Genomic DNA, 21,913 nt, shown 5'->3' with positions numbered 1-21,913 from the left:
AATGGATCGGCGGTGTCACGCGGACTTCGACATGCCGGCGTTGACCATCCACGGCGTGCCGAAGCGGTCCGTGCACATGCCGAAGCGCTCGGCCCAGAAGGTCTTCGCGAACGGCATGGTGACGGTGCCTCCCTCGGCCAACGCGTTGAACACGCGCTCGGCCTCGGGCACCTCGTCGTAGTTGAGCGTGAGCGAGAAGCCCTTCATCGGGTCATAGGGCTTGCCTTCCATGTCGTCGGAGGCCATCAGCGCGCCGTGGTCGAAGCTCAGACAGGCATGCATCACGCGCGCCGCCGAGGTGGCCGAGAGCTTGTCGACCTCGGCGCCGGGCATTTGCGCATAGGTCATGACCTCGAGCTTGCCGCCGAGCACGCTCTTGTAGAAGGGCATGGCCTGGGCCGCGGTGCCGTCGAAGAAAAGATAGGCATTGAAGGAAGACATGGAAGCTCCTTGCGAGGATGGGGTAAAGACCGCGGCTTATTTGTGTACGCCGTCCACAAAGCGTAGCAAGACGCGGGGACGGCGTCCAGACAAGACCCGTATGTCGGCGCGGGAACGGCGCGAGAAACGAGGAAAGGAAACAGAGCGGCCCGGCGCGCGGGCCGCGGGCTCAGACCAGCTGCGCGGCCTGCAGCTCTTTCTTGAGGTAGGCGTAGAACAGCGGCGCCGCCACCAGGCCCGCGGGCCCGAACACCGCCTCGGCCACGAACATCACGGCCAGCAGCTCCCACACGGCCATCTGCGTGCGGCTGCCCACCACCTTGGCGTTGATGACGTACTCGGCCTTGTGGATCAGGATCAGAAAGCCCAGGCAGGCCAGCGCCGTGACCGGCGACACCGAGAGCCCGACCACGGTGATCACCACGTTGCACAGCAGGTTGCCCACGATCGGCACCAGGCCGGCGACGAAGGTCAGCGTGATCAGCGCGGGCGTGTAGGGCAGGCGCAGGTCCCACAGCGGCAGCAGGAACAGCAGGAAGACGCCCGTCAGGAATGTGTTGAAGGCCGCGATCCAGAACTGGGCCGCGACGATCTGGCCGAAGGTCTCGCCGAACAGCGTGATGCGCCGATGCAGTTGTTCGGCCAGCGCGCGCCGCGTCGTGGTCGCATGCGCGACGGCCGCGAGCGAACCCACGATCAGGCCCACGTAAGCGAACAGCAGGCCGCCCAGCCAGGCGCGCCCCGTGAGCGCCAGTGCGCCGGCCTGGGCGCGCAGGTAACCGGCGATCACGCGCTGGATCTCGGCCGCGCCTTCGGGCAGGTAGACCGCCATCTCGGGCGGCAGCTTGAGCCGCAGCTCGAGCACGGTACGCGCGATGTAGTCGAGCAGCTCGCGGTACTGCTCCGAGGCGTTGAGCACGAAGTCGCGCGCCTCGGAGAAAGCCAGCGCCATCAGCGCCATGGGCGCCAGCATCACCAGCGTGGCGGCGATGGTGCGCGCGGTCGGCGAGGTCAACGCGCCGGCCGGAGGCGGTGTCTTGATGCGCCGGCTGCGCCGCAGGCCGGCCTCGATCACGCGCGCGAACCAGCGCGTGGCGAGAAAGCCGATGCAGACGCACAGCAGGCCGGGCAGCAGGCCCTGCCACATGATCAGCAACAGGGCCGCGGCGATCAGCACATAGCTGGCAATCAGCACGGGACGGGATCGGACGGCGGCGGAGGCTTCGATCACGTGGCGGGCGGCGTCAGTCGGGGCGGGTCAGGCGACGACGACGGCTGCGCCGGTACCGCGTTCGGCGATGGTGCCGATCTCGTGCACCGTCTCGCCCGCGGCGCGCAGCGTGGCGGCGCAGGCGGCGGCTTCGGCCGCATCGATCACCACCACCATGCCGATGCCGTTGTTGAAGGTGCGGTTCATCTCGATGTCGTCGATGCCGGCCACCTTCTGCAGCCAGGCGAACAGTTCGGTCTGCGGCCAGCTGCCCTTCTTCAGGTGCGCGGCCGTGCCTTCGGGCAGCACGCGCGGGATGTTCTCCAGCAGTCCGCCGCCGGTGATGTGGGCCAGCGCCTTGATCGGGTGCTTGGTCAGCGCCTCGAGCACGGGCTTCACGTACAGATGCGTGGGTTCCATGATGGCTTCGCGGAAGGGCTTGCCGTCGAGTGTGGCGGGCAGGTCGGCGCCCGCGCGCTCGATGACCTTGCGCACCAGGCTGAAACCGTTGGAATGCACGCCGCTGGAGATCAGGCCCAGCACCACGTCGCCGGGCTTCACGTCCTGTCCGGTGAGGATCTTCGACTTCTCGACCGCGCCGACCGCGAAGCCCGCCAGGTCGTATTCGCCGGCCGGGTACATGCCGGGCATTTCGGCGGTTTCGCCGCCGATCAGCGCACAGCCCGAAAGCTCGCAGCCGCGGGCGATGCCGCCGACCACGGCCGCGGCGGTGTCCACGTCGAGCTTGCCGCAGGCGAAGTAGTCGAGGAAGAACAGCGGTTCGGCGCCCTGCACCAGCACGTCGTTGACGCTCATGGCGACGAGGTCGATGCCGACCGTGTCGTGCATCTGCCATTCGAAGGCCAGCTTGAGCTTGGTGCCCACGCCGTCGGTGCCGCTGACCAGCACGGGTTCCTTGTAGCGCTTGGGCACCTCGAACAGCGCGCCGAAGCCGCCGATGCCGGCCAGCACGCCTTCGCGCATCGTCTTCTTGGCCAGCGGCTTGATGCGGTCGACCAGGGCATCGCCCGCGTCGATGTCGACGCCGGCGTCCTTGTAGCTGAGCGGGGTGTGCGAGGTGGAGTTCATGGGCAGGCGAGGCTTGACAGACGGGGCGGGGAAGGGGGAGGCGGGGCATCGGGGACCGGAACAGCCGGGCCGATAGAATTCATGACGATTTTAAGGGCCGCCGCGCCCTTCGCCATGAACCCCTCTTTTGTGCCCACCTTGCCACGGCTGTCGCCCGCTTCGCTCCAGGCATGAAGCAGCTCGTGCTCGACATCGGTCTTTCGACCGTCCCCAGTCTGTCCGGCTTCTTCGCCGGACCGAACGAGGCGGCCGTGCGTCACCTGCGTGTCTGGCTCGGCGAGGCGCACGTGCCGACGCTGCATTCCCCGGTACCGACCTACCTCTGGGGCGAAAGCGGCAGCGGCAAGACGCACCTGCTCGAATCGGTGCACAGCGCCTTGCGCGAGCAGGGCGCGCTGGTCGGCTGGATGAATGCGGCCACGCTGCATCCGCCCGAATTCGACGAGCGCTGGGGCGCGGTGATGCTCGACGACGTGCACCTCTACACGGCGGTCCAGCAGCATGCGGCCTTCAACTGGTTCGTCAACGCCCAGTCCCTGCAATGCGGCGTGGTGGCGGCCGGCGCACTGCCGCCGGCCGACCTGGCGTTGCGCGAAGATCTGCGCACCCGGCTGGGCTGGGGGCACGTGTTCCACTTGCAGCTGCTCGACGAGGCCGAACGCCGGTCCGTGTTGCGCCAGGCGGCCGATGCGCGCGGCGTGCAGCTGAGCGACGAGGTGCTGGATTACATGCTGCATCGCTTCAGCCGCGATCTGGGCAGCCTGATGGAGCTGCTCGATCATCTCGACGGCTATGCGCTGCAGACGCAGCGCGCGGTGACGATCCCGTTGATCCGATCGATGCTCGAAAACGAATAAAGCCAACTGGGGCGCCATCCCGCGCCCGGACCTTCTCCCAATGATCAAGACATTCATCGACAAACTGCTGGGCAAGTCCGCCGGCGCGGGCGCCAGCGCCAAGTCGCGCTTCGGCAAGCGGCAGGAAGTGCCGGCCAGCGTGCACGGCATCGACCCGGCGCTGGTCGACGAGCGCGCCAAGAACGTGGTCACCACGTTGCAGCAGGCGGGCTACGAGGCCTATGTGGTGGGCGGCGCGGTGCGCGACCTGCTGCTGGGCCTGCGGCCCAAGGACTTCGACGTGGCCACCAACGCCACGCCCGAACAGGTCAAGAGCCTGTTCCGCCGCGCCTTCATCATCGGCCGGCGCTTCCGCATCGTGCACGTGGTGTACGGCCGCGGCCGCGAACACGAAGTGATCGAGGTCTCGACCTTCCGCGCCTACATGGACAACGCGGCGGCCGAGCAGGTCAAGGGCAACGAGCGCACCAGCAAGGGCGAACTCGCGGGCATGACCCACGCGGTCGACTCGAGCGGCCGCGTGCTGCGCGACAACGTCTGGGGCCCGCAGGAAGAAGACGCGGCGCGCCGCGACTTCAGCGTGAACGCCATGTACTACGACCCGGCCAGCCAGATCGTGGTCGACTATCACAACGGCATCAAGGACGCCAAGAAGCTCGTGCTGCGCATGATCGGTGACCCGATCACGCGCTACCGCGAAGACCCGGTGCGCATCATTCGCGCAATCCGCTTCTCGGCCAAGCTGGCCGCGCTGGGTTTCGAGATCGAGCCCAAGACGGCCGCGCCGCTGATCGCCTCGAGCAAGCTGCTGGCCGATGTGCCGCAGAGCCGCCTGTTCGACGAGATGCTCAAGCTGCTGCAGACCGGGCATGCCATCGCCACCATCGCACAGTTGCGCAAGCTGGGCCTGGCCACCGGCATCTATCCGCTGCTCGACGTGGTGGTGGAGCGCGCCGACCAGCCCTTCGTCAAGGCGGCTTTGGCGGACACCGACCGCCGCGTGGGCGAAGGCAAGCCGGTGGCGCCGAGCTTCCTGCTGGCCTGCGTGCTGTGGGCCGACGTGCGCGACGGCTGGGCCCAGCGCCTCGAGGGCCGCCATGGCCAGCGCGGCCAGCCGGCCTTCCCGGCGCTGCAGGACGCGATCGACGACGTGTTCAACACCCGCATCGGCGACGTGTCGGGCCGCGGCAAGCTCGGCGGCGACATGCGCGAGATCTGGATGATGCAGCCGCGCTTCGACAAGCGCGTGGGCTCCACGCCCTACAGCCTGGTCGAGCAGGCGCGCTTCCGCGCGGCCTTCGACTTCATGCGGCTGCGCGCCGACGTGGGCGAGGTCGGCGAGGCCATCGCCGAGTGGTGGCAGGAATTCAGCACCGCCGACGACCTGCGCCGCCAGGACCTGCTCGACCAGGTGCGCGAGGAAGCCAAGACGCCCGTGCGCACCCGCGTGCGCGCGCGCGCGCCGGCCGCATCGGATGCGCCGGGTCGCCAGCAGGCGCCGGACACCGACGCGTCCGATGAGGCCGACTCCGACTCCGAATCCGACGCACAGTCGGCCGTGCCGCCCGATGGCGAAGCGCCGCGCAAGCGCCGCCGCCGCCGCAAGCCGCGTCCGGCCGGTGCAGGCGACGGCGGCTCCGGCACCGCCGACGCATGACCCTGGCCTTCGTCGCCGTCGGCGCCAATCTGGGCGACGCGCAGGCCACGGTGCGCCAGGCGATGGCCGATCTCGCGGGCCTGACGCAGACCCGCGTGACCGCCTGCTCCTCGCTCTACCGCAGCGCCCCGGTCGACGCGATGGGGCCGGACTTCATCAATGCGGTCGTGGCGCTCGACACCGCCCTGGCGCCCGAGGCCTTGCTGGCCGAACTCCAGCAACTGGAACGGCGTGCCGGGCGCGAGCGCTCCTACCGCAACGCCCCGCGCACCCTCGACCTCGACCTGCTGCGCCATGGCGACACCGTCATGCAGAGCACGACCCTGACATTGCCGCATCCCCGGCTGCAGGAGCGCGCCTTCGTGCTGCTGCCGCTGGCCGAGGTGGCGCCCGAACAGGTCGGCGCAGCCGCACTCGCGCGGGTGGCGGACCAGGCGATTCAGCGGCTCTGAGCCGTTTTGTCGTCGTATGTGCACAGCTGCACAGTGGCTGGCACCGCTCTCTTAGTTCAAAAGTTCGTAAATTGATCAGGTGGCGTTAAGATGAGTAAGCACAGAGACCGCGCGATCATCAGTCAGGACTCGGCGCCTGATTCAAGTATTCCTAAAACAGTTGTCGAGCAGTTGCGTACGGGGGTGCCAGGCAACCAGGAAATTACTGTCGAATGAAGATCTTGATTTACAGCTCGGTGTTTCACCCGGCGATCGGAGGCATCGAAAACCTGACGCTGTCGCTGGCCCAGGAATTCTTGAAGTCCGGCCACCAGGTCAAGGTGGTCACCGAGCAGGTCCAGAAGAAGAATGCCCCGCTGCAGGGCATCGAGGTCGTGCACGCCTCCAGCAAATGGGCACAGCTGAAGCTGTTCTTCTGGAGCGACGTGGTCTACATGCCGAACATCACCCTCAAGGGGGTCTGGCTGTTTCTGTTCAACCCCTTCAAGAAGTGGGTGGTCTCGCACAACGATTTCCACCTGATCAACTCCCACGGTCCCAAGACCCGGTTGAAGAACATCGCGATCAAGGCCGCGGGGACCAATATCGCGGTCAGCCACAGCGTGGCGCGCGCGCTGGCCGTCGATTCGACCGTCGTCTACAACTGCTACAAGGACGAGGTGTTCCGCCTCTACCCCGAGGAGCCCCGGAGCATCGACTTTCTCTTCGTGGGCCGCCTTGTGTCGCAGAAGGGGTGCGAGCTGCTGATCGAGGCCTGCAGCCGACTGCACAGGCCCTTCCGGCTGAACATCGTCGGGCACGGCTACGAGTACGAGGCGCTGAATGCCAAGGTCGAGCGCCTGGGCCTGGGCGATTGCGTCGGATTCCTGGGCTTCATGCGGGACGAGGAACTGGCCCGGACCATGAACCGCCATCGCGTGATGATCGTGCCGTCGACAGGCCCGGAAGGTTTCGGCATCGTCGCGCTCGAGGGCCTGGCGTGTGGTTGCAAGATGGTGGTAGCCGATGCGGGCGGGCTCGCGGAAGCAGTCGATGGATTCGGCGAGGTCTTTCCGATGGGCGATGTCGAGGCGCTCACGAAGCTCCTGCAGCGCGCCCTCGACGAACGCGACAGCGACCCGATGTCGAACGCCAAGGTGGCGTATCTGCGTGATCGTTCCACCCGGAACGTGGCGCAGAAGTACCTGAACCTGTTCGCCTGAGCGCCCTTGCTTGCCTTGCGGTTCACCCGGGACACGACACCATGTTTTCGCTGAAGAGCATCGAGGACATCCGTCTGCCGGATAAGACGCTGTGCCTGACCTACGACGACGGCCCGGGGCCCGCGAGCGCCGAGATCGGGCGCTTTCTGAAGGAGCGGGGCGTCCGCGCGACCTTCTTCGTGGTGGGAAAGTTCGCGGTGGCGCATCCTGACATCCTCGACCAGCTGCATGCCGACGGCCATCTGATCGGCAACCACACCTACGAGCATCCCGATCTGCCGTACTACGTCTCGGTGAACGGCGACGTGCGCGACCAGGTCATCCGCACCAACACCGTCATCCAGAAATACAACGACGGCGGGCCGGTCTATTTCAGGGCGACCTACGGCAAATGGTCGCCCGAGGTCGCGAAGGAACTCAACGTCGACATCCGCAGTTCGTTCCGGCACGTGGGCCCGATCTACTGGGACATCGCAGGCATCGACTGCCACTACTGGCGCCTGGGCAAATCGGTGGAGGAAACCACGCAGGCGTATCTGGCGGACATCGCGCAGAAGGGCCGGGGCGTGGTCGTCATGCACGACGGCACGGCCGACATGGACACCGTCGCGGCCAAGAGCCGCACGCTGGAGTTGACGCGGCAACTCATCCCGCAGCTGCAGGCGCTGGGCTACCGCTTCGTCGGCCTCGACGAAATCGACGATCCGCAATTGACTTCGCCGGCCGCCGATACCTTCGGGCTCAAAGGGCAGAACGGTCGGTTCCTTCAGTACCAGGATGCGGCCTCGGCCACCCTGAGCTGGTCGGGCGGCAGGGCGGGCGCGGATGGCAGCCAGTTCGTGCTGGAGCATCGGGGCCGCGGCAAGGTCGCGCTGCGCACGGCCCAGGGCCGGTACCTGCGCGTCGATCCCGATGCCGACGAGACGGTGCGGCTCAGCGATGAGGCGGATGTCTATGCGCTGTTCGACAGCATTCCGGTGAGCGCAGCGGAGCTGATGCTGCGCTCCCACAACGGCAACTACCTGGCGGCAGAGCACAAGCGCGGCGGCCTGCTGCGGGCGAACGCGCCTTTCATGCGGCAGGCCTGGCGCATGGCCTACGTGCCGGGCACCGGTGCGCACACTCCGCCGGTGAGTCTTGCACGCAGGCTGCAGAACCTCAAGAAGGCGGCGCTGTTCGTCAAGTCGAAAGTGCTCCAGTCCTGAGCCTGCGGTGCGCACGCAACAGCCGCCACGGCGCGGCCCTTACACTCCCGGGTGTCACAAAAACGTCATCACAGTGACATCCGTACTGTTTAAGGAGCCAACGTCATGTTCGGCAAGCTGCTGCCCCGAGAGGGCAATTTTTTTGAGATGTTCAACCAGCACGCCGACCGCATCGTGGAGGCCGCGCGTGCATTCGAGAACCTGGTCACCAACTACAACGACGTGCATCTGCGCGAGCAGTACAACCGCGACGTGGACAACGCCGAGCGCGCGGCCGACCGTGTCACGCACGACGTCAACCGGCTGATCCACAAGACCTTCATCACGCCCATCGACCGCGAGCAGATCCACAAGCTCATCAACACGATGGACGACGTGGCCGACCTGATCCAGGACTCGGCCGAGACCATGGCGCTCTACGACGTGCGCCACATGACCGAAGAGATCGTCCGCCTCACCGCGCTGAGCGTGAAGTGCTGCGACCGCCTCAAGGACGCCGTCAAGTTCCTCGGCAAGATCGCCGACCCGGCCGTGGCCGAGGCCGTGCTCAAGACCTGCGAGGAAATCGACCGCCTCGAATCGGACGCCGACCGCGTGATGCGCAGCGCCATGAGCAAGCTCTTCCGTGAAGAGCCCGACGTGCGCGAGGTCATCAAGCTCAAGGCCATCTACGAGCTGCTCGAGACCATCACCGACAAGTGCGAGGACGTCGCCAACGTGATCGAGGGCATCGTCCTCGAGAACTCCTGAAGCGCGGGGGCTCATGGCAACCGTACAGGTAGGCCTGTGGGTCGTGGTGCTGCTGGTGCTGCTGGCGATCGCGTTCGACTTCATGAACGGCTTCCACGACGCGGCGAACTCGATCGCCACCGTGGTCTCGACAGGGGTGCTCAAACCCGGACAGGCGGTGGCTTTCGCGGCCTTCTTCAATTTGATCGCGATCTTCGTCTTCCACCTGAGCGTGGCGGCCACGGTGGGCAAGGGCATCGTGCAGCCGGGCATCGTCGACGTGCACGTGGTGTTCGGCGCGCTCATCGGCGCGATCACCTGGAACCTCGTGACCTGGTACTACGGCATCCCGAGCAGCTCGTCGCATGCGCTGATCGGCGGCATCGTGGGGGCGGTGATGGCCAAGTCCGGCGCCAGCGCGCTGGTGGCCGGCGGCATCTGGAAGACCGTGGCCTTCATCTTCGTGTCGCCGCTGCTGGGCTTCCTGCTCGGCTCGCTCATGATGGTGGCGGTGGCCTGGGTCTGCCGACGCGCCACGCCCTCGCGCGTGGACCGGTGGTTCCGGCGGCTGCAGCTTGTGTCTGCCGGTGCCTACAGCCTGGGCCACGGCGGCAATGACGCGCAGAAGACCATCGGCATCATCTGGATGCTGCTGATCGCCACCGGCCATTCGGCCGTCGACGCGCCACCCACCTGGACCATCATCAGCTGCTACGCGGCGATCGCGCTGGGCACCATGTTCGGCGGCTGGCGCATCGTGAAGACCATGGGCCAGAAGATCACCAAGCTCAAGCCCGTGGGCGGCTTCTGTGCCGAGACCGGCGGCGCGCTGACGCTGTTCCTGGCCACCGGCCTGGGCATCCCGGTGTCGACCACCCACACCATCACCGGCGCCATCGTCGGCGTGGGCTCGGTGCAGCGCGCGAGCGCGGTGCGCTGGGGCGTGGCGGGCAACATCGTCTGGGCCTGGATCTTCACGATTCCGGCAGCGGCTTTCGTGGCGGCGATTGCCTACTGGGTCAGTTTGCAGATCTTCTGATCTGAAGGCGAGAAGTGCAGGCCCGCATGCCGGGGCCTGCACTTTTCACCGATGGTCGGTCGAATGAATCTGCAGCGCCTCGAGGAAACGCGAGACCATGTTGTACGCGGCCACTGTCGCGGTCAGTTCCACCAACTGCTGCGGCTCGTAGACCTTGGACACGCTGGCAAAAATCGCTTCGTCGACCTGCACGTTGCGAGTCATGGCGTCGGTGTACGCCAGCACCGCGCGCTCGGTGGCGTCGAACAGCGGGCTGTCGGCCCAGTTCTCCAGGGCATCCAGTTTCTCCGCCGAGACGCCTTCCTGCCGGGCGATCGGGATGTGCTGGTCGGCCTCGTAGGGCGCGCGGTTGATCTGCGCCACGCGGATGATGACCATCTCGCGGATCGCGCCCGACAGCGTCGACTGCTGCCGGATCGCGGTCAGGTAGCCCAGCCAGCCCTGGGCCACGGGCGGGCTGTGCAGCAGCATCTGGTACAGGTGAAGGATGCTGCCGCGCTCGGCGACGATGCGCTGGGCCAGCGGGCGCGTGGCCTCGCTGTCGGTGTCGGCGTAGGGAAGGCGTGCCATGCGGGTCTTTCGGTGAAGAGGGGTGAGGGCGTCAGTCGCCCGAGACGATCTTGCGCTTGACCAGGTCGGCCATGATGTCCGAGTCCTTGCGCACGCGCGTGGCGAAGACTTCGGGGCTGCTGTTCACGATGTCGAAGGCGTTATCGGCGAAGCGGCGTTCCACCTGCGGGTCGTGCATCACGTCGTGCACCGCCTTGAGGAGCTTCTCGCGCACCGGTGCAGGCAGGCCCTTGGGGCCGACCAGGCCGATCCAGGTCGGAAACTCGAAGCCCGGGACCGACTCGTTCATCGCCGGCACGTCGGGCAGCTGCCTGGAGCGGCCCGACGAGCTGACCGCGATGGCCTTGACCTTGCCTGCCTTGACGTGCGGCAGCATCACCGACAGGCCGGCGAAGGCGAAGTCGATATGCCCGCCCAGCAGGTCGGTCAGCAGCGGCGCAGCGCCCTTGTAGGGGATGTGCGTGGTCTGCAACTGCTTGATGATCGAGAGCTGGGCGCTGTTGACGTGCCCGGCCGACGCGGTACCCGCCGATCCATACGCGATGCCGGGGTGGGCCTTCACGTAGCTCACGAACTCCTCGATGGTCTTGGGGGGCAGGTCGTTGCGCGTGACCAGGATCTGCGGCGTGGTCACCAACAGGCTGAGGTAATCGAAGTCCTTGAAGGTGTCGAAGGGCAGGTTCTTGACAATGTGGTGGTTCACCGCCTGCGAGTCGAGCGCGAGCATCAGCGTGTAGCCGTCGGGCTTGGCGCGGTAGAGCTCCCCGGCGCCCAGCGTGCCGCTGGCGCCCGGCTTGTTCTCCACCACGATCGGCTGTCCGAGCCGCTCGCCCAGCGCGTTGCTGATCGTGCGTGCGGTCTGGTCGACCGCGCCGCCCGGCGCGAAGGGCACGATCAGGCGGATCGGCTGGTTCGGGTACGGCGCTTGCGCCCAGCCCGTGAGCGGCGCGGCGAGGGCGGCTGCCATGGCGCCGGCGATGAGCAGTCTGCGGTGAATCATGGGTTGTCTCTCGTGAATCTTGTTGTGGGTGGGGCGGGTGCCGAGTCGCTCAGCGCGTGGCAGCCACGAGGCCGCCGTCCACGACGATCTCGGTGCCGGTGATGTAGCGGCTCTCGTCCGCGGCGAGGAACAGCGTGGCGTGGGCTGTGTCCCAGCCCGTGCCCATGTGCTTCATCGGCACCTGGTTGTTGCGGTGCGCGGTGAAGCCTTCGGTGTCGCCTTTGGCGTACTTGGCGGCCAGGCCTTCGAACAACGGTGTGTGCATCAGGCCGGGCACCACGCAGTTCATGCGGATCTGTTCGGGCGCGTGGATCACGGCGCTGGTGCGCGTGAAGTGCATCAGCGCCGCCTTGGCCGCCGCGTAGCCGACCTGCGGCTTGCCCACGTAGCGCAGGCCGGCCACCGAGGAGATGCTGACGATCGAGCCGCCGCCCTGGCGCTGCATGTGCGGGATCACATGCTTGCACGCGAGGAACGCGCCCTTGAGGTTGACCTGGATCTGCGCGTCCCACACTTCTTCGTCCATGTCGACCGGCCCGCCCGGCTGCGACACGCCCACGTTGTTGACCAGGATGTCGATGCGGCCGAAGCGCTCGATGCATTCGGCCACCGCTTGCGCGACCTGGTCCGAGCGTGTGGCATCGCATTGCCGCACCACGCCTTCGTGGCCTTCGGATTCGATGATGTCGAGCGTGGCCTGTGCGGCCTCCAGCTTGAGGTCGGTGCCGAATACCTGTGCGCCCTGGCGCGCGAACAGCACCGCGGTAGCGCGTCCATTGCCCCAGCCCTCGGCCACGGCCCCGCAGCCCATGACCAGGGCCACCTTGTTCTTCAGATCCAGCACGTCGTCTCCTTGTCGGTCCGCAGGGCGGCATTGCCCTGCGCCGGCCCATCCTAGGGAGCCTGCATTGATCTGTGAAATTCTTTCGAGCTATGGATTGATAGACTGGAGGAATGAATGTCTCCCCACGGCAATTGCGCATGTTCCTGGCGCTCACGGCCTCGCTGAACTTCAGCCGCACCGCCGAGCAGTTCTTCGTCACACAGCCCTCGTTGAGCAAGGCCATCCGGGATCTCGAGGAGGAACTGGGCCTGCGCCTGTTCGAGCGCAGCACGCGCAGCGTCAAGCTGACCGAGAGCGGTGAGCGGCTGGCGGCGCTGGCGCGCGGCGTGATCGGGGAGTTCGATGCGGGTCTGGAGCGTCTGCGCACGAGTGCCGAGCGTGCGTCGAAGCAACTGGCCATCGCGTCGCTGCCTTCGCTGGCCAACGTGCTGTTGCCCGCCGCTTGCAGCGCGCTCGAGGTCTGCTATGTCGACCCGCAGATCACCATCCACGACTGCTCCAACGGCGCGTCGATCCAACGCCTGATCGACGGCCAGGTCGACTTCTCGATCGCTTCCGTCGCGCCGTCGCATCCCGACGTGCACTACGAGGAGATCCTGCGCGATCGCTTCGTGCTGCTGTCCTCGGCGCGGTGGCATGCCCGGGTGGCCGAGCGCATGCGGCTCGATGACATGGTCGACCTGCCGTTGATCAGCATGACCGATTCCAGCACCGCCATGCGCTACATGAGCGCGGCCTATTTGCAGCGCGGCATCGAGTTTCGCCCGAAGATGCAGTTCGACCAGGTCGGCACCATCGCGGGCTTCGTCAAGCAGGGACTGGGCATCGCGGTGCTGCCCTATCTGGGCACGACGCCGCTGCTCACCTTGCGCGGCCTGCGGGTCAGCGAGATCGTCGAGGGGCCGGTGCGCTCCGTCGGCATCGTCACGCGGCGTGCCGGCACGTCGACGGCGATCGCGCAGCAGGCCATGCAGGAAGTGCGCACAGTGGCGGGGGCGCTGATCCAGCGGCAGTCCGAGTGGGTGCTGCCGCCGTCAACGCGCCGCACGCGCCCCAAGTCGGCGTGATACGCGCTCGGGGCTTCCGGGGCTTCGCCAGAGACACCGCGGAACCGGCTTTGCCGGGCCGCTGGTGTGGCCCCCGGAAGGGGGAAGGCGAAGCGACACCCTTCGACAAGCTCAGGACGGGCCAAGGTGCGCGGAGCCTGGGGGCGAGCCTGACTACTGCGAGATCTTCCGACCTTCCTCGACCTGATGCTCGAAGTAGCGCTGGAAGCTGAACGCGATGCTGGCCATCAGCACGGTGCTGCCGATCAGCAGCGAGATCACCACCGCACCGATGGTGATCCAGCCCGTGCGACCGGGCGCGGCATCGGCCGGTGCGGAAGCGTTGAAGCGTGCGTTCCATTTCTCCGGCGTCGTCAGGCCGTAGACGATGGCCGTCAGCGCGCAGCCGGCAATGGTGAAGCCCAGCAGCGGCACCAGTGCCCAGCTCAGGCCATCGTCCAGGCCCAACATGCGCGCCCGCTCGATGCCGTAGAGGCCCAGCGCGGTCGGGATCGGCAGCAGCCAGCCCAGGGTGTCGCCCAGTCCGTGCAGGTAGAAGCGGTGCAGGCCGAACGGCCCGCCCAGGAAGGCGAGCCAGGCGGCCAGGGTCTTGTTCTTCATTCGGTCTTTCTTCATTCGGGCGCGGTGCTGCTGCCCACGCCGAGCGATTTTTCCATCAGCACCACGTCGAGCCAGCGGCCGAACTTCCAGCCGCAGTCCTTGAGCACGCCCACATGGGTGAAGCCCTGCGCGCGGTGCACGCCGACCGATCCGGCATTGGCCGAGTCACCGATCACCGCGATCAGCTTGCGCACGCCGACGGCTTCGGCGGCCTGCGACAGCGCGGTCAGCAATTGGGAGCCCACGCGCTGGCCGCGCGCGGCCTCGGCCAGGTAGATCGAGTCCTCGGCCGAGAAGCGGTAGGCGGGGCGCGGCTTGAACCAGGTGCAGTACGCGAAGCCGAGCACCTCGCCGTCGCGCTCGGCCACCAGGTAGGGCAGGCCCTTGGCGAGCACGTCGGCGCGGCGCGCGGCCATGTCGGCCTCGCTCGGGGCTTCGGTCTCGAAGGTGCCGGTGCCGGTGAGCACGTGGTGCGCGTAGATGGCGGCGATGGCGGCGACGTCTTCGTCGCGGCTGGGGCGGAGGATCAGGGTCATGGGGAGGCGCAGGCGTTGCGCAGACGGTACTGGGAAGGGCGAAAGCATACGCAAAAGCACCTGACTGAGCCCATCGACACAGATAACAGTCGGCAAAAAAAGCCTACGCGCTATAATCGTGGGCTTTTCAGCGTGTCGCTGGCCGGGTGGCCATGTCGCGTGTCTCGACGCTGGAAGAACTCTGTGGGCGACCCTTTCGGGTTTGCTGCACCACCCGAAGGATAAATCATGGTCGTCATTCGACTCTCCCGCGGCGGCTCCAAGGGCCGTCCGTTCTTCAACATCGTCGTGTCGGACAAGCGCGTTCGCCGCGATGGCCGTTTCATCGAGCGTCTGGGTTTCTACAACCCGACCGCGAAGGAAAACGAGGAAAGCATCCGTATCGCTCAGGACCGCCTGACGTACTGGAAGAGCGTTGGCGCCCAAGCGTCGCCGACGGTCGACCGCCTGATCAAGCAAGCTGCTGCAGCTGCTCCCAAGGCTGCAGCCTAAGCTGCCAGCCGGTCAAGGCGATGCTGCCCACACTCGAAGCCGCCGAACTGCCGGCGGATGCGATCGAGGTCGGACGCATCGCCGATGCCTGGGGCATCAAGGGCTGGTTCAAGGTCCTGCCCCACAGCGCCCAACCCGAGGCGCTCTTCTCTTCGAAGCGCTGGTTCATCCAGCCTTCCGGTCCGGTGAATGCGCCTGCGCGCACCGGCGCCTTCCGGCTCGCGATCCGCGAGGCGAAGGAACATTCCGACTGCATCGTCGCGACTTCGCCCGACGTGCCCGACCGCAATGCGGCCGAGGCGCTGCGCGGCGCGCGCGTGTTCGTCCCGCGTTCGAGCTTCCCCTCGGCGGGTGACGACGAGTACTACTGGGTCGATCTGATCGGCCTGAACGTGGTCAACCGCGAAGGCGTGGTGCTGGGCACGGTGCGCGAGCTGCTCTCGGGCGGATCGCAGACCACGCTGGTGCTCGAGTTCGAGCAAGACGGCAAGCCCGTCGAGCGCATGGTGCCTTTCGTCTCCGCCTTCGTCGACAAGGTCGACCTGGCGGGTCGTCTGATCACGGTCGACTGGCAGCCCGACTACTGAGTGCGTCGTCGCCATGCGCTTCGACATCCTCACGCTGTTCCCTGAACTGTTTGCGCCGCTGCTCACCAGCGGCGTGACGCGGCGCGCCTACGAATCCAAGCAGGTCGAGGTCGTGTTCTGGAACCCGCGCGACTTTGCCGAGGGCAACTACCGCCGTGTCGACGACCGCCCCTTCGGCGGCGGTCCGGGCATGGTGATGATGGCTGAGCCGCTGTCGGCCTGCCTCGACGCAGCGCTGGCCGCGCGCGGGGCGCCCGCGCCGGTGGTGCTGTTCTCGCCCATCGGTGAGACGCTGCGCCATGCGGCGGTCGAAGCCTGGGCGGCGGGCGAGGGCGCGGTGCTGGTGTGCGGTCGCTACGAAGGCATCGACCAACGCTTCATCGACGCCCGCGTCACGCACCAGATCAGCCTGGGCGACTTCGTGCTCTCGGGTGGCGAGATCGCCGCGATGGCGCTGCTCGATGCGGTCACGCGGCTGCAGCCGGGCGTGCTGGGCGACCAGGCCAGCCATGTGCAGGACAGCTTCAATCCCGCGCTCGACGGCCTGCTCGACTGCCCGCACTACACGCGGCCCGAGCACTGGAACGGCCAGGCCGTGCCGGCCCCGCTGATGTCGGGCCACCACGTGCAGATCGAGCGCTGGCGACGCGACCAGCGACTGGCCATCTCGGCGGCGCGGCGGCCCGAACTGGTCGAGGCGGCGCGCGATGCGGGTCGCCTGACCAAGGCCGATTTGGCAGCGCTGCAAAAAAAGCTATAATCCGCGGTTCCCCGATCCTCTGTCTGGCCGCGCTTCGGTCTGTTCCGGTTCTCCTTGGTTCTTCCACGTGAGCCCCTGAAAGCCAAAAGCGCCTTTTGTGCAGCCCACACGATCGACTATCAGGAAATCATGAACCTCATCGAAACCCTCGAGCAGGAAGAAATTGCCCGCCTCGGCAAGATCATTCCCTCCTTCATGCCCGGTGACACGGTCATCGTCAGCGTCAACGTCGTCGAAGGCAGCCGCAAGCGCGTGCAGGCCTACGAAGGCGTCGTGATCGCCAAGCGCAACCGTGGCCTCAACAGCGGCTTCACGGTGCGCAAGATCTCCAGCGGCGAAGGCGTGGAACGTACGTTCCAGACCTACAGCCCGCTGATCGCCGGCATCGAAGTCAAGCGCCGCGGCGACGTCCGTCGTGCGAAGCTGTACTACCTGCGCGAGCGCAGCGGTCGTTCGGCACGCATCAAGGAAAAGCTGCCGGGCAAGCGCAACACGCCGGCCGCAGCAGCTGCACAGTAAGCAGTCGCCTTGTCGTGAAAAAAGCCGCCGTTACTGGCGGCTTTTTGCATTGGCGCGCTGCTTGCGTGTGGCACTTGGCCTATGTTCAATGGCGTGCCGCACCGGCGCTGCCATCTTCTCTTTCGTTCCGTCCCGGAGAACCTTTTGACCTCTCGCTCTGCCGCCCTGGAAGCCCTCGCTCCCATCGAACCGATCAACGCCGTGTCGCTGGCCTCGTTCGAGCCCCGCGACGTGCCGGTGATCCGTGTCGACGGCGACCTGCCGGCGGTGGCGGCGGACCAGCTCACGGCGCTGGCGCTGCGCGCGCGTTTCGCGCGCCCGCCGGTCTGGGCGCCTGAACTGCGCCGCGAGCCGCGCATGGGCAACCGGACGCCCGCGCAGGCGGCCGTGCTGGTGCCGATCGTGATGCGCGACGAGCCCATGGTGCTGCTGACCGAGCGTGCGTCGCAGATGACCACGCACTCGGGCCAGGTGGCATTTCCGGGCGGTCGGGTCGATCCGGAAGATGCCAACATCGCGGCCGCCGCGCTGCGCGAGGCCTGGGAAGAGGTGGGGCTGTCGGCCGACTACATCGAGGTCCTGGGCAGCCTGCCGACCTACACCACCGTCACCTCCTTCATCGTCACCCCGGTCATCGCGCTGGTGCAGCCGGGTTTTCGGCTCACGCTGAGTCCGTCGGAAGTCGCCGATGCCTTCGAGGTGCCGCTGTCGCACCTGATGAACCCGGCCAACCATCGGCGCCATGAAATGGTGGGCGAGGGCCTGAACGCACGCCAATGGTTCTCGATGCCCTATCAGGACGGTGCACAGGAGCGTTTCGTCTGGGGCGCGACGGCGGGCATGCTGCGCAACCTCTACCGCTTCCTCGTGGCCTGACGAGCGAGCGCAGGCGAGCCTCGGAAGGCCCGCCTGCATCCATCGGCAGAACGCGCGCCGGATTCGGCGCGCGTTTTCTTTGCATGTGGCTGCGGGCGTGCGGGTTGCACCTTCGCGTAAATCGGGTTGCACCTCTCTGGGTATTTGCCCTACATTCGTCGCAACCCCATCTCGACGAAGCCATTCCATGTCCCTGACCACACTCGGCGTGAAGCTGGACGACAGCGTTCGTGAGCGCCTCAAGAAGGCCGCGCTCAAGGTCGACCGCACCCCCCATTGGCTGATCAAGCAGTCCATCTATTCGCACCTCGAACGGCTGGAGCGTGGTCTGCCGCTCGACGAGGTGTTCGGCGGCGCGCCGTCCGCGCTCCACGGCGCGGAACACCCGTCCCTCGCGGCCGAGCCCGAAGCCGCGCACCAGCCCTTCCTCGATTTCGCGGAGAACGTGCTGCCGCAGAGCGTGCTGCGCGCGGCCATCACCGCGGCCTATCGCCGCCCCGAGGCCGAGCAGGTCGCGATGCTGCTGCCGCAGGCGCGCTTGCCCGACGACATGGCCGCCGCGACGCACCGCCTGGCCTGCCAGCTGTCCGAGAAGCTGCGCGGCCACCAGGCCGGAGGCCGCGCGGGCGTGGTGCAGAACCTGCTGCAGGAGTTCTCGCTGTCCTCGCAGGAGGGCGTGGCGCTGATGTGCCTGGCCGAGGCGCTGCTGCGCATCCCCGACAAGGGCACGCGCGACGCGCTCATCCGCGACAAGATCAGCAACGGCAACTGGCAGCCGCACCTGGGCAAGAGCACCTCGCTGTTCGTCAACGCCGCGACATGGGGGCTGATGTTCACCGGCAAGCTGGTGTCCACCCACAACGAATCGGGCCTGAGCCACTCGCTGGGCCGCGTGCTCACGCGCGGCGGCGAGCCCGTGGTGCGCAAGGGCGTGGACATGGCGATGCGCCTGATGGGCGAGCAGTTCGTCACCGGCGAGACCATCGGCAAGGCCCTGGCCAACGCGGGCAAGCTCGAGGCCCGCGGTTTCCGCTACTCCTACGACATGCTGGGCGAGGCCGCGCTCACCGACGCCGATGCGCTGCGCTACATGGCCTCGTACGAGCAGGCCATCCACGCCATCGGCATGGCGGCCTCGGGCGCGGGCATCTACCGCGGCCCGGGCATCTCGATCAAGCTGTCGGCGCTGCATCCGCGCTACAGCCGCGCGCAGTATCCGCGCGTGATGGACGAGTTGTACCCGCGCCTGCTCACGCTGACGCTGCTGGCGCGCAAGTACGACATCGGCCTCAACATCGACGCCGAGGAGGCCGACCGGCTCGAGCTCTCGCTCGACCTGCTCGAGCGCCTGTGCCACGCGCCCGGCCTGGCCGGCTGGAACGGCATCGGCTTCGTGATCCAGGCCTACCAGAAGCGCTGCGCGGGCGTGATCGCCTACCTGATCGACCTCGCACGCCGCAGCCGCCACCGGTTGATGATCCGGCTGGTGAAGGGCGCCTATTGGGACAGCGAGATCAAGCGCGCCCAGATCGACGGCCTCGAGGACTACCCGGTCTACACCCGCAAGGTGCACACCGACGTGTCCTACCTGGCCTGCGCGCGCCAGCTGCTGGCGGCGCCCGAAGCGGTGTACCCGCAGTTCGCCACCCACAACGCGCACACGCTGGCCGCCATCTACCACCTCGCGGGCCAGAACTACTACGAGGGCCAGTACGAGTTCCAGTGCCTGCACGGCATGGGCGAGCCGTTGTACGACCAGGTCGTGGGCCCGCTCGACGAGGGCCGGCTCGGCCGCCCCTGCCGCATCTATGCGCCCGTGGGCAGCCACCAGACGCTGCTGGCCTACCTGGTGCGCCGGCTGCTGGAGAACGGTGCCAACACCTCCTTCGTCAACCGCATCGCCGACAAGAGCCTGTCGATCGAATCGCTGGTCGCCGATCCGGTGAAGGCGGTCGAGGCGCAGGGCCTCGCGGAAGGCCGGACCGGCCTGCCGCACCCGCGCATTCCGCTGCCGCGCGACCTGTACCCCGGCCGTGCCAACGCAGCGGGCCTCGACCTGTCGAACGAGCAGCGGCTGGCCTCGCTCTCGAGCGCGCTGCTGCACACGGCCAACTGCGATTGGCTGGCGCAGCCGATGCTCGCGCAGCCCGTGGCCCCGGGCGTGCGCCAGCCGGTGCGCAACCCGGCGCGCCACGACGACGTGGTGGGCCAGGTGCAGGAGGCCACGGCCGACGACGTGGAACGCGCGCTGCAGTCCGCGCAGGGCGCCTTCCAGATATGGCAGGCCACGCCCGCCGTCGAGCGCGCCGACATGCTCGAACGCAGCGCCGAGACGCTCGAAGGCCGCATGCAGCCGCTGCTGGGCCTGCTGGTGCGCGAGTCCGGCAAGACATTGCCCAACGCCATCGCCGAAGTGCGCGAGGCGGTCGACTTCCTGCGCTATTACGCGGCCCAGGTGCGCACCGGTTTCAGCAACAAGACCCACCGCCCCTTGGGCCCGGTGGTCTGCATCAGCCCCTGGAATTTCCCGCTGGCCATCTTCATCGGCCAGATCGCCGCGGCGCTGGCCGCCGGCAACACGGTGCTGGCCAAGCCCGCCGAACAGACCCCGCTGATCGCGGCGCAGGCGGTGCAGATCCTGCACGCGGCCGGCCTGCCGCCTGGCGTGCTGCAACTGCTGCCGGGCACCGGTGAAGTCGTCGGTGCCGCGCTGGTGGCCGATGCGCGCGTGCAGGCGGTGCTGTTCACCGGCTCGACGCAGGTCGCACGCATCCTGCAGCGCGTGATCGCCGGGCGCCTCGACGCGCTGGGCCATCCGATCCCGCTGATCGCCGAGACCGGCGGCCAGAACGCGATGATCGTGGACTCGTCCGCGCTGGTCGAGCAGGTCGTGACCGACGTGGTCGCCTCGGCCTTCGACAGCGCCGGCCAGCGTTGTTCCGCCCTGCGCATCCTGTGCGTGCAGGAGGACATCGCCGAACGCACCCTCGAGATGCTGCAAGGCGCGATGAGTGAATGCACGCTGGGCAACCCCGAGCACCTCGACGTCGACATCGGCCCGGTGATCGACCGCGAGGCGCAGCAGTCGCTGCTGCAGCACATCGAGGCGATGCGTGCCAAGGGCCGGCCGGTGTTCCAGGCCGCCCGCGTCCACGGCGACGACGCGGCACGCGGCACCTTCGTCACACCCACGCTGATCGAGATCGAGCGCATCGACGAGCTCGAGCGCGAGGTCTTCGGCCCGGTGCTGCATGTGCTGCGCTATGCGCGCAGCGAACTCGATGCGCTGCTCGAACAGGTCAACGCGAGCGGCTACGGCCTCACGCTGGGCGTGCACTCGCGCATCGACGAGACCATCCACAAGATCGTGGCGCGCGCCAAGGTCGGCAATCTCTACGTCAACCGCAACATGGTGGGCGCGGTGGTGGGCGTGCAGCCCTTCGGCGGCGAAGGTCTGTCGGGCACCGGCCCCAAGGCGGGCGGCCCGCTCTACCTCTACCGGCTGCTGTCGAGCGCACCCGCACAGGCCGTGTTCGCGAGCCTGCGGCCGGCCGTGGGCACCGCGGTCGAAGGCCATGCGGTCGATGCGGCGCACAGCCCGCTGCTGGCGGCGCTGGCGCAGTGGAGCGACCCGGTCCAGCCGGAACTCGCCAGGCTCTGCGCGCAATACGCGGCGCAGTCGCTGGCCGGCACCGAGTTGCTTCTCGACGGCCCGACCGGCGAACGCAACACCTACCGGCTGTCGGCGCGCGAAGCGGTGCTGTGCCTGGCCGCGTCCGATGCCGACCTGCTGTGCCAACTCGCGGCCGTGCTGGCCGTCGGTGCGCGCCCGGCCTGCCCCGACACCGCGGCGGCACGTGCGCTGGCCGCACGCCTGCCGGCCTCGGTGCGCGACGCGATCGGCTGGATCGGCGACTGGACGCGTGAAGGCGACTTCAGCGCGGTGATCTACCACGGCGACGCCGACCAGCTGCGCGGCGTGAGCAAGCAACTGGCGCAGCGCGCGGGTCCGATCGTCAACCTGCAGGGCCTGGCGCCCGGCAAGACCGAGATCGTGCTCGAGCGCCTGCTGATCGAGCGCAGTTTGAGCGTCAACACCGCTGCGGCCGGCGGCAACGCCAGTCTCATGAGCGTGGGTTGAACCTGCAACGTGCGACCGACCGGGCAGCGATTCCCGTCAA

General features: G+C 67.6%; 22 protein-coding genes. 14 read left to right on the top strand and 8 right to left on the bottom strand.

All coding sequences use genetic code 11. The features are described 5' to 3' along the window. Window positions 1-15: 15 nt before the first annotated feature. The 3 genes from ACSFBC_RS07040 to purM all read right to left on the bottom strand — a co-directional run bounded on the left by ACSFBC_RS07040 (window position 16) and on the right by purM (window position 2,740). Window positions 16-441 carry a VOC family protein gene (locus ACSFBC_RS07040; protein WP_435509594.1) on the bottom strand — a complete coding sequence of 142 codons (426 nt, stop codon included), beginning with the start codon at window positions 439-441 and terminating at the stop codon, window positions 16-18. A 169-nt stretch (window positions 442-610) separates the two neighbouring features. After that, window positions 611-1,672, bottom strand: coding sequence for an AI-2E family transporter (locus ACSFBC_RS07035; RefSeq protein WP_435509593.1), 1,062 nt, complete (start codon window positions 1,670-1,672; stop codon window positions 611-613). A 27-nt stretch (window positions 1,673-1,699) separates the two neighbouring features. Then, window positions 1,700-2,740: a phosphoribosylformylglycinamidine cyclo-ligase gene (purM, locus tag ACSFBC_RS07030; protein ID WP_435509592.1), complete on the bottom strand. Its 1,041-nt coding sequence runs from the start codon at window positions 2,738-2,740 to the stop codon at window positions 1,700-1,702. Between the two features lie 170 nt (window positions 2,741-2,910). On the opposite strand from purM, the gene hda reads away from it, so the two are divergent. From hda to ACSFBC_RS06995, 7 genes are all read left to right on the top strand, one after another. Then, window positions 2,911-3,597: a DnaA regulatory inactivator Hda gene (gene hda / locus ACSFBC_RS07025; protein ID WP_435509591.1), complete on the top strand. Its 687-nt coding sequence runs from the start codon at window positions 2,911-2,913 to the stop codon at window positions 3,595-3,597. A 40-nt stretch (window positions 3,598-3,637) separates the two neighbouring features. Beyond that, window positions 3,638-5,254, top strand: coding sequence for a polynucleotide adenylyltransferase PcnB (pcnB, locus tag ACSFBC_RS07020; protein WP_435509590.1), 1,617 nt, complete (start codon window positions 3,638-3,640; stop codon window positions 5,252-5,254). After that, complete coding sequence (gene folK / locus ACSFBC_RS07015) at window positions 5,251-5,706, top strand: 2-amino-4-hydroxy-6-hydroxymethyldihydropteridine diphosphokinase (protein ID WP_435509589.1); 456 nt, start codon at window positions 5,251-5,253, stop codon at window positions 5,704-5,706. Before pcnB ends, folK begins: the two co-directional genes overlap by 4 nt. Window positions 5,707-5,918: 212 nt before the next feature. Next, window positions 5,919-6,908, top strand: a complete 990-nt coding sequence (locus ACSFBC_RS07010) for a glycosyltransferase family 4 protein (protein WP_435509588.1) — start codon at window positions 5,919-5,921, stop codon at window positions 6,906-6,908. Window positions 6,909-6,949: 41 nt separating this feature from the next. Next, window positions 6,950-8,113, top strand: a complete 1,164-nt coding sequence (locus ACSFBC_RS07005) for a polysaccharide deacetylase family protein (RefSeq protein ID WP_435509587.1) — start codon at window positions 6,950-6,952, stop codon at window positions 8,111-8,113. A 105-nt stretch (window positions 8,114-8,218) separates the two neighbouring features. After that, a complete protein-coding gene (locus tag ACSFBC_RS07000; RefSeq protein WP_435509586.1) occupies window positions 8,219-8,863 on the top strand; it encodes a DUF47 domain-containing protein in 645 nt (214 codons plus the stop codon). Window positions 8,864-8,876: 13 nt separating this feature from the next. Beyond that, the gene (locus ACSFBC_RS06995) at window positions 8,877-9,881 is read left to right on the top strand and encodes an inorganic phosphate transporter (RefSeq protein ID WP_435509585.1); all 1,005 of its coding nucleotides are present in this window, start codon (window positions 8,877-8,879) and stop codon (window positions 9,879-9,881) included. A gap of 45 nt (window positions 9,882-9,926) precedes the next feature. On the opposite strand, the gene ACSFBC_RS06990 is transcribed toward ACSFBC_RS06995, so the two are convergent. The 3 genes from ACSFBC_RS06990 to ACSFBC_RS06980 are packed head-to-tail and all read right to left on the bottom strand — an operon-like array spanning window position 9,927 to window position 12,295. After that, entirely contained in the window at window positions 9,927-10,451 is a 525-nt protein-coding gene (locus ACSFBC_RS06990) for a carboxymuconolactone decarboxylase family protein (protein ID WP_435509584.1), read from the bottom strand. A gap of 31 nt (window positions 10,452-10,482) precedes the next feature. After that, the gene (locus ACSFBC_RS06985) at window positions 10,483-11,451 is read right to left on the bottom strand and encodes a Bug family tripartite tricarboxylate transporter substrate binding protein (RefSeq protein ID WP_435509583.1); all 969 of its coding nucleotides are present in this window, start codon (window positions 11,449-11,451) and stop codon (window positions 10,483-10,485) included. Between the two features lie 49 nt (window positions 11,452-11,500). After that, complete coding sequence (locus ACSFBC_RS06980; protein WP_435509582.1) at window positions 11,501-12,295, bottom strand: SDR family NAD(P)-dependent oxidoreductase; 795 nt, start codon at window positions 12,293-12,295, stop codon at window positions 11,501-11,503. 110 nt (window positions 12,296-12,405) lie between these two features. Between ACSFBC_RS06980 and ACSFBC_RS06975 the strand changes: the two genes are divergently transcribed. Further along, a complete protein-coding gene (locus ACSFBC_RS06975; protein WP_435509581.1) occupies window positions 12,406-13,362 on the top strand; it encodes a LysR family transcriptional regulator in 957 nt (318 codons plus the stop codon). Between the two features lie 153 nt (window positions 13,363-13,515). Here ACSFBC_RS06975 and ACSFBC_RS06970 read toward each other — a convergent pair whose 3' ends face one another. Together ACSFBC_RS06970 and ACSFBC_RS06965 are read right to left on the bottom strand one after the other, a co-directional pair. Continuing rightward, a complete protein-coding gene (locus ACSFBC_RS06970) occupies window positions 13,516-13,962 on the bottom strand; it encodes a TM2 domain-containing protein (protein ID WP_435509580.1) in 447 nt (148 codons plus the stop codon). Window positions 13,963-13,973: 11 nt separating this feature from the next. Beyond that, entirely contained in the window at window positions 13,974-14,498 is a 525-nt protein-coding gene (locus tag ACSFBC_RS06965) for a GNAT family N-acetyltransferase (protein ID WP_435509579.1), read from the bottom strand. A gap of 228 nt (window positions 14,499-14,726) precedes the next feature. Here ACSFBC_RS06965 and rpsP point away from each other — a divergent pair, with 228 nt between their 5' ends. From rpsP to putA, 6 genes are all read left to right on the top strand, one after another. Next, complete coding sequence (gene rpsP / locus ACSFBC_RS06960) at window positions 14,727-14,990, top strand: 30S ribosomal protein S16 (protein ID WP_140843145.1); 264 nt, start codon at window positions 14,727-14,729, stop codon at window positions 14,988-14,990. Between the two features lie 20 nt (window positions 14,991-15,010). Next, window positions 15,011-15,577: a ribosome maturation factor RimM gene (gene rimM, locus ACSFBC_RS06955; protein ID WP_435509578.1), complete on the top strand. Its 567-nt coding sequence runs from the start codon at window positions 15,011-15,013 to the stop codon at window positions 15,575-15,577. 13 nt (window positions 15,578-15,590) lie between these two features. Then, window positions 15,591-16,337 (top strand): tRNA (guanosine(37)-N1)-methyltransferase TrmD, encoded by a 747-nt coding sequence (trmD, locus tag ACSFBC_RS06950; protein ID WP_435509577.1) that lies wholly within the window; start codon window positions 15,591-15,593, stop codon window positions 16,335-16,337. Between the two features lie 129 nt (window positions 16,338-16,466). Next, a complete protein-coding gene (gene rplS, locus ACSFBC_RS06945; RefSeq protein WP_435509576.1) occupies window positions 16,467-16,856 on the top strand; it encodes a 50S ribosomal protein L19 in 390 nt (129 codons plus the stop codon). 144 nt (window positions 16,857-17,000) lie between these two features. Continuing rightward, window positions 17,001-17,732, top strand: a complete 732-nt coding sequence (locus ACSFBC_RS06940; RefSeq protein WP_435509575.1) for a CoA pyrophosphatase — start codon at window positions 17,001-17,003, stop codon at window positions 17,730-17,732. A 187-nt stretch (window positions 17,733-17,919) separates the two neighbouring features. After that, window positions 17,920-21,873, top strand: a complete 3,954-nt coding sequence (putA, locus tag ACSFBC_RS06935; protein ID WP_435509574.1) for a trifunctional transcriptional regulator/proline dehydrogenase/L-glutamate gamma-semialdehyde dehydrogenase — start codon at window positions 17,920-17,922, stop codon at window positions 21,871-21,873. Window positions 21,874-21,913: the final 40 nt, after the last annotated feature.

The organism is Variovorax frigidus, from assembly GCF_051216515.1.
Lineage (GTDB): Bacteria > Pseudomonadota > Gammaproteobacteria > Burkholderiales > Burkholderiaceae_C > Variovorax.
This window is presented reverse-complemented; position numbering and strand designations above follow the sequence as displayed.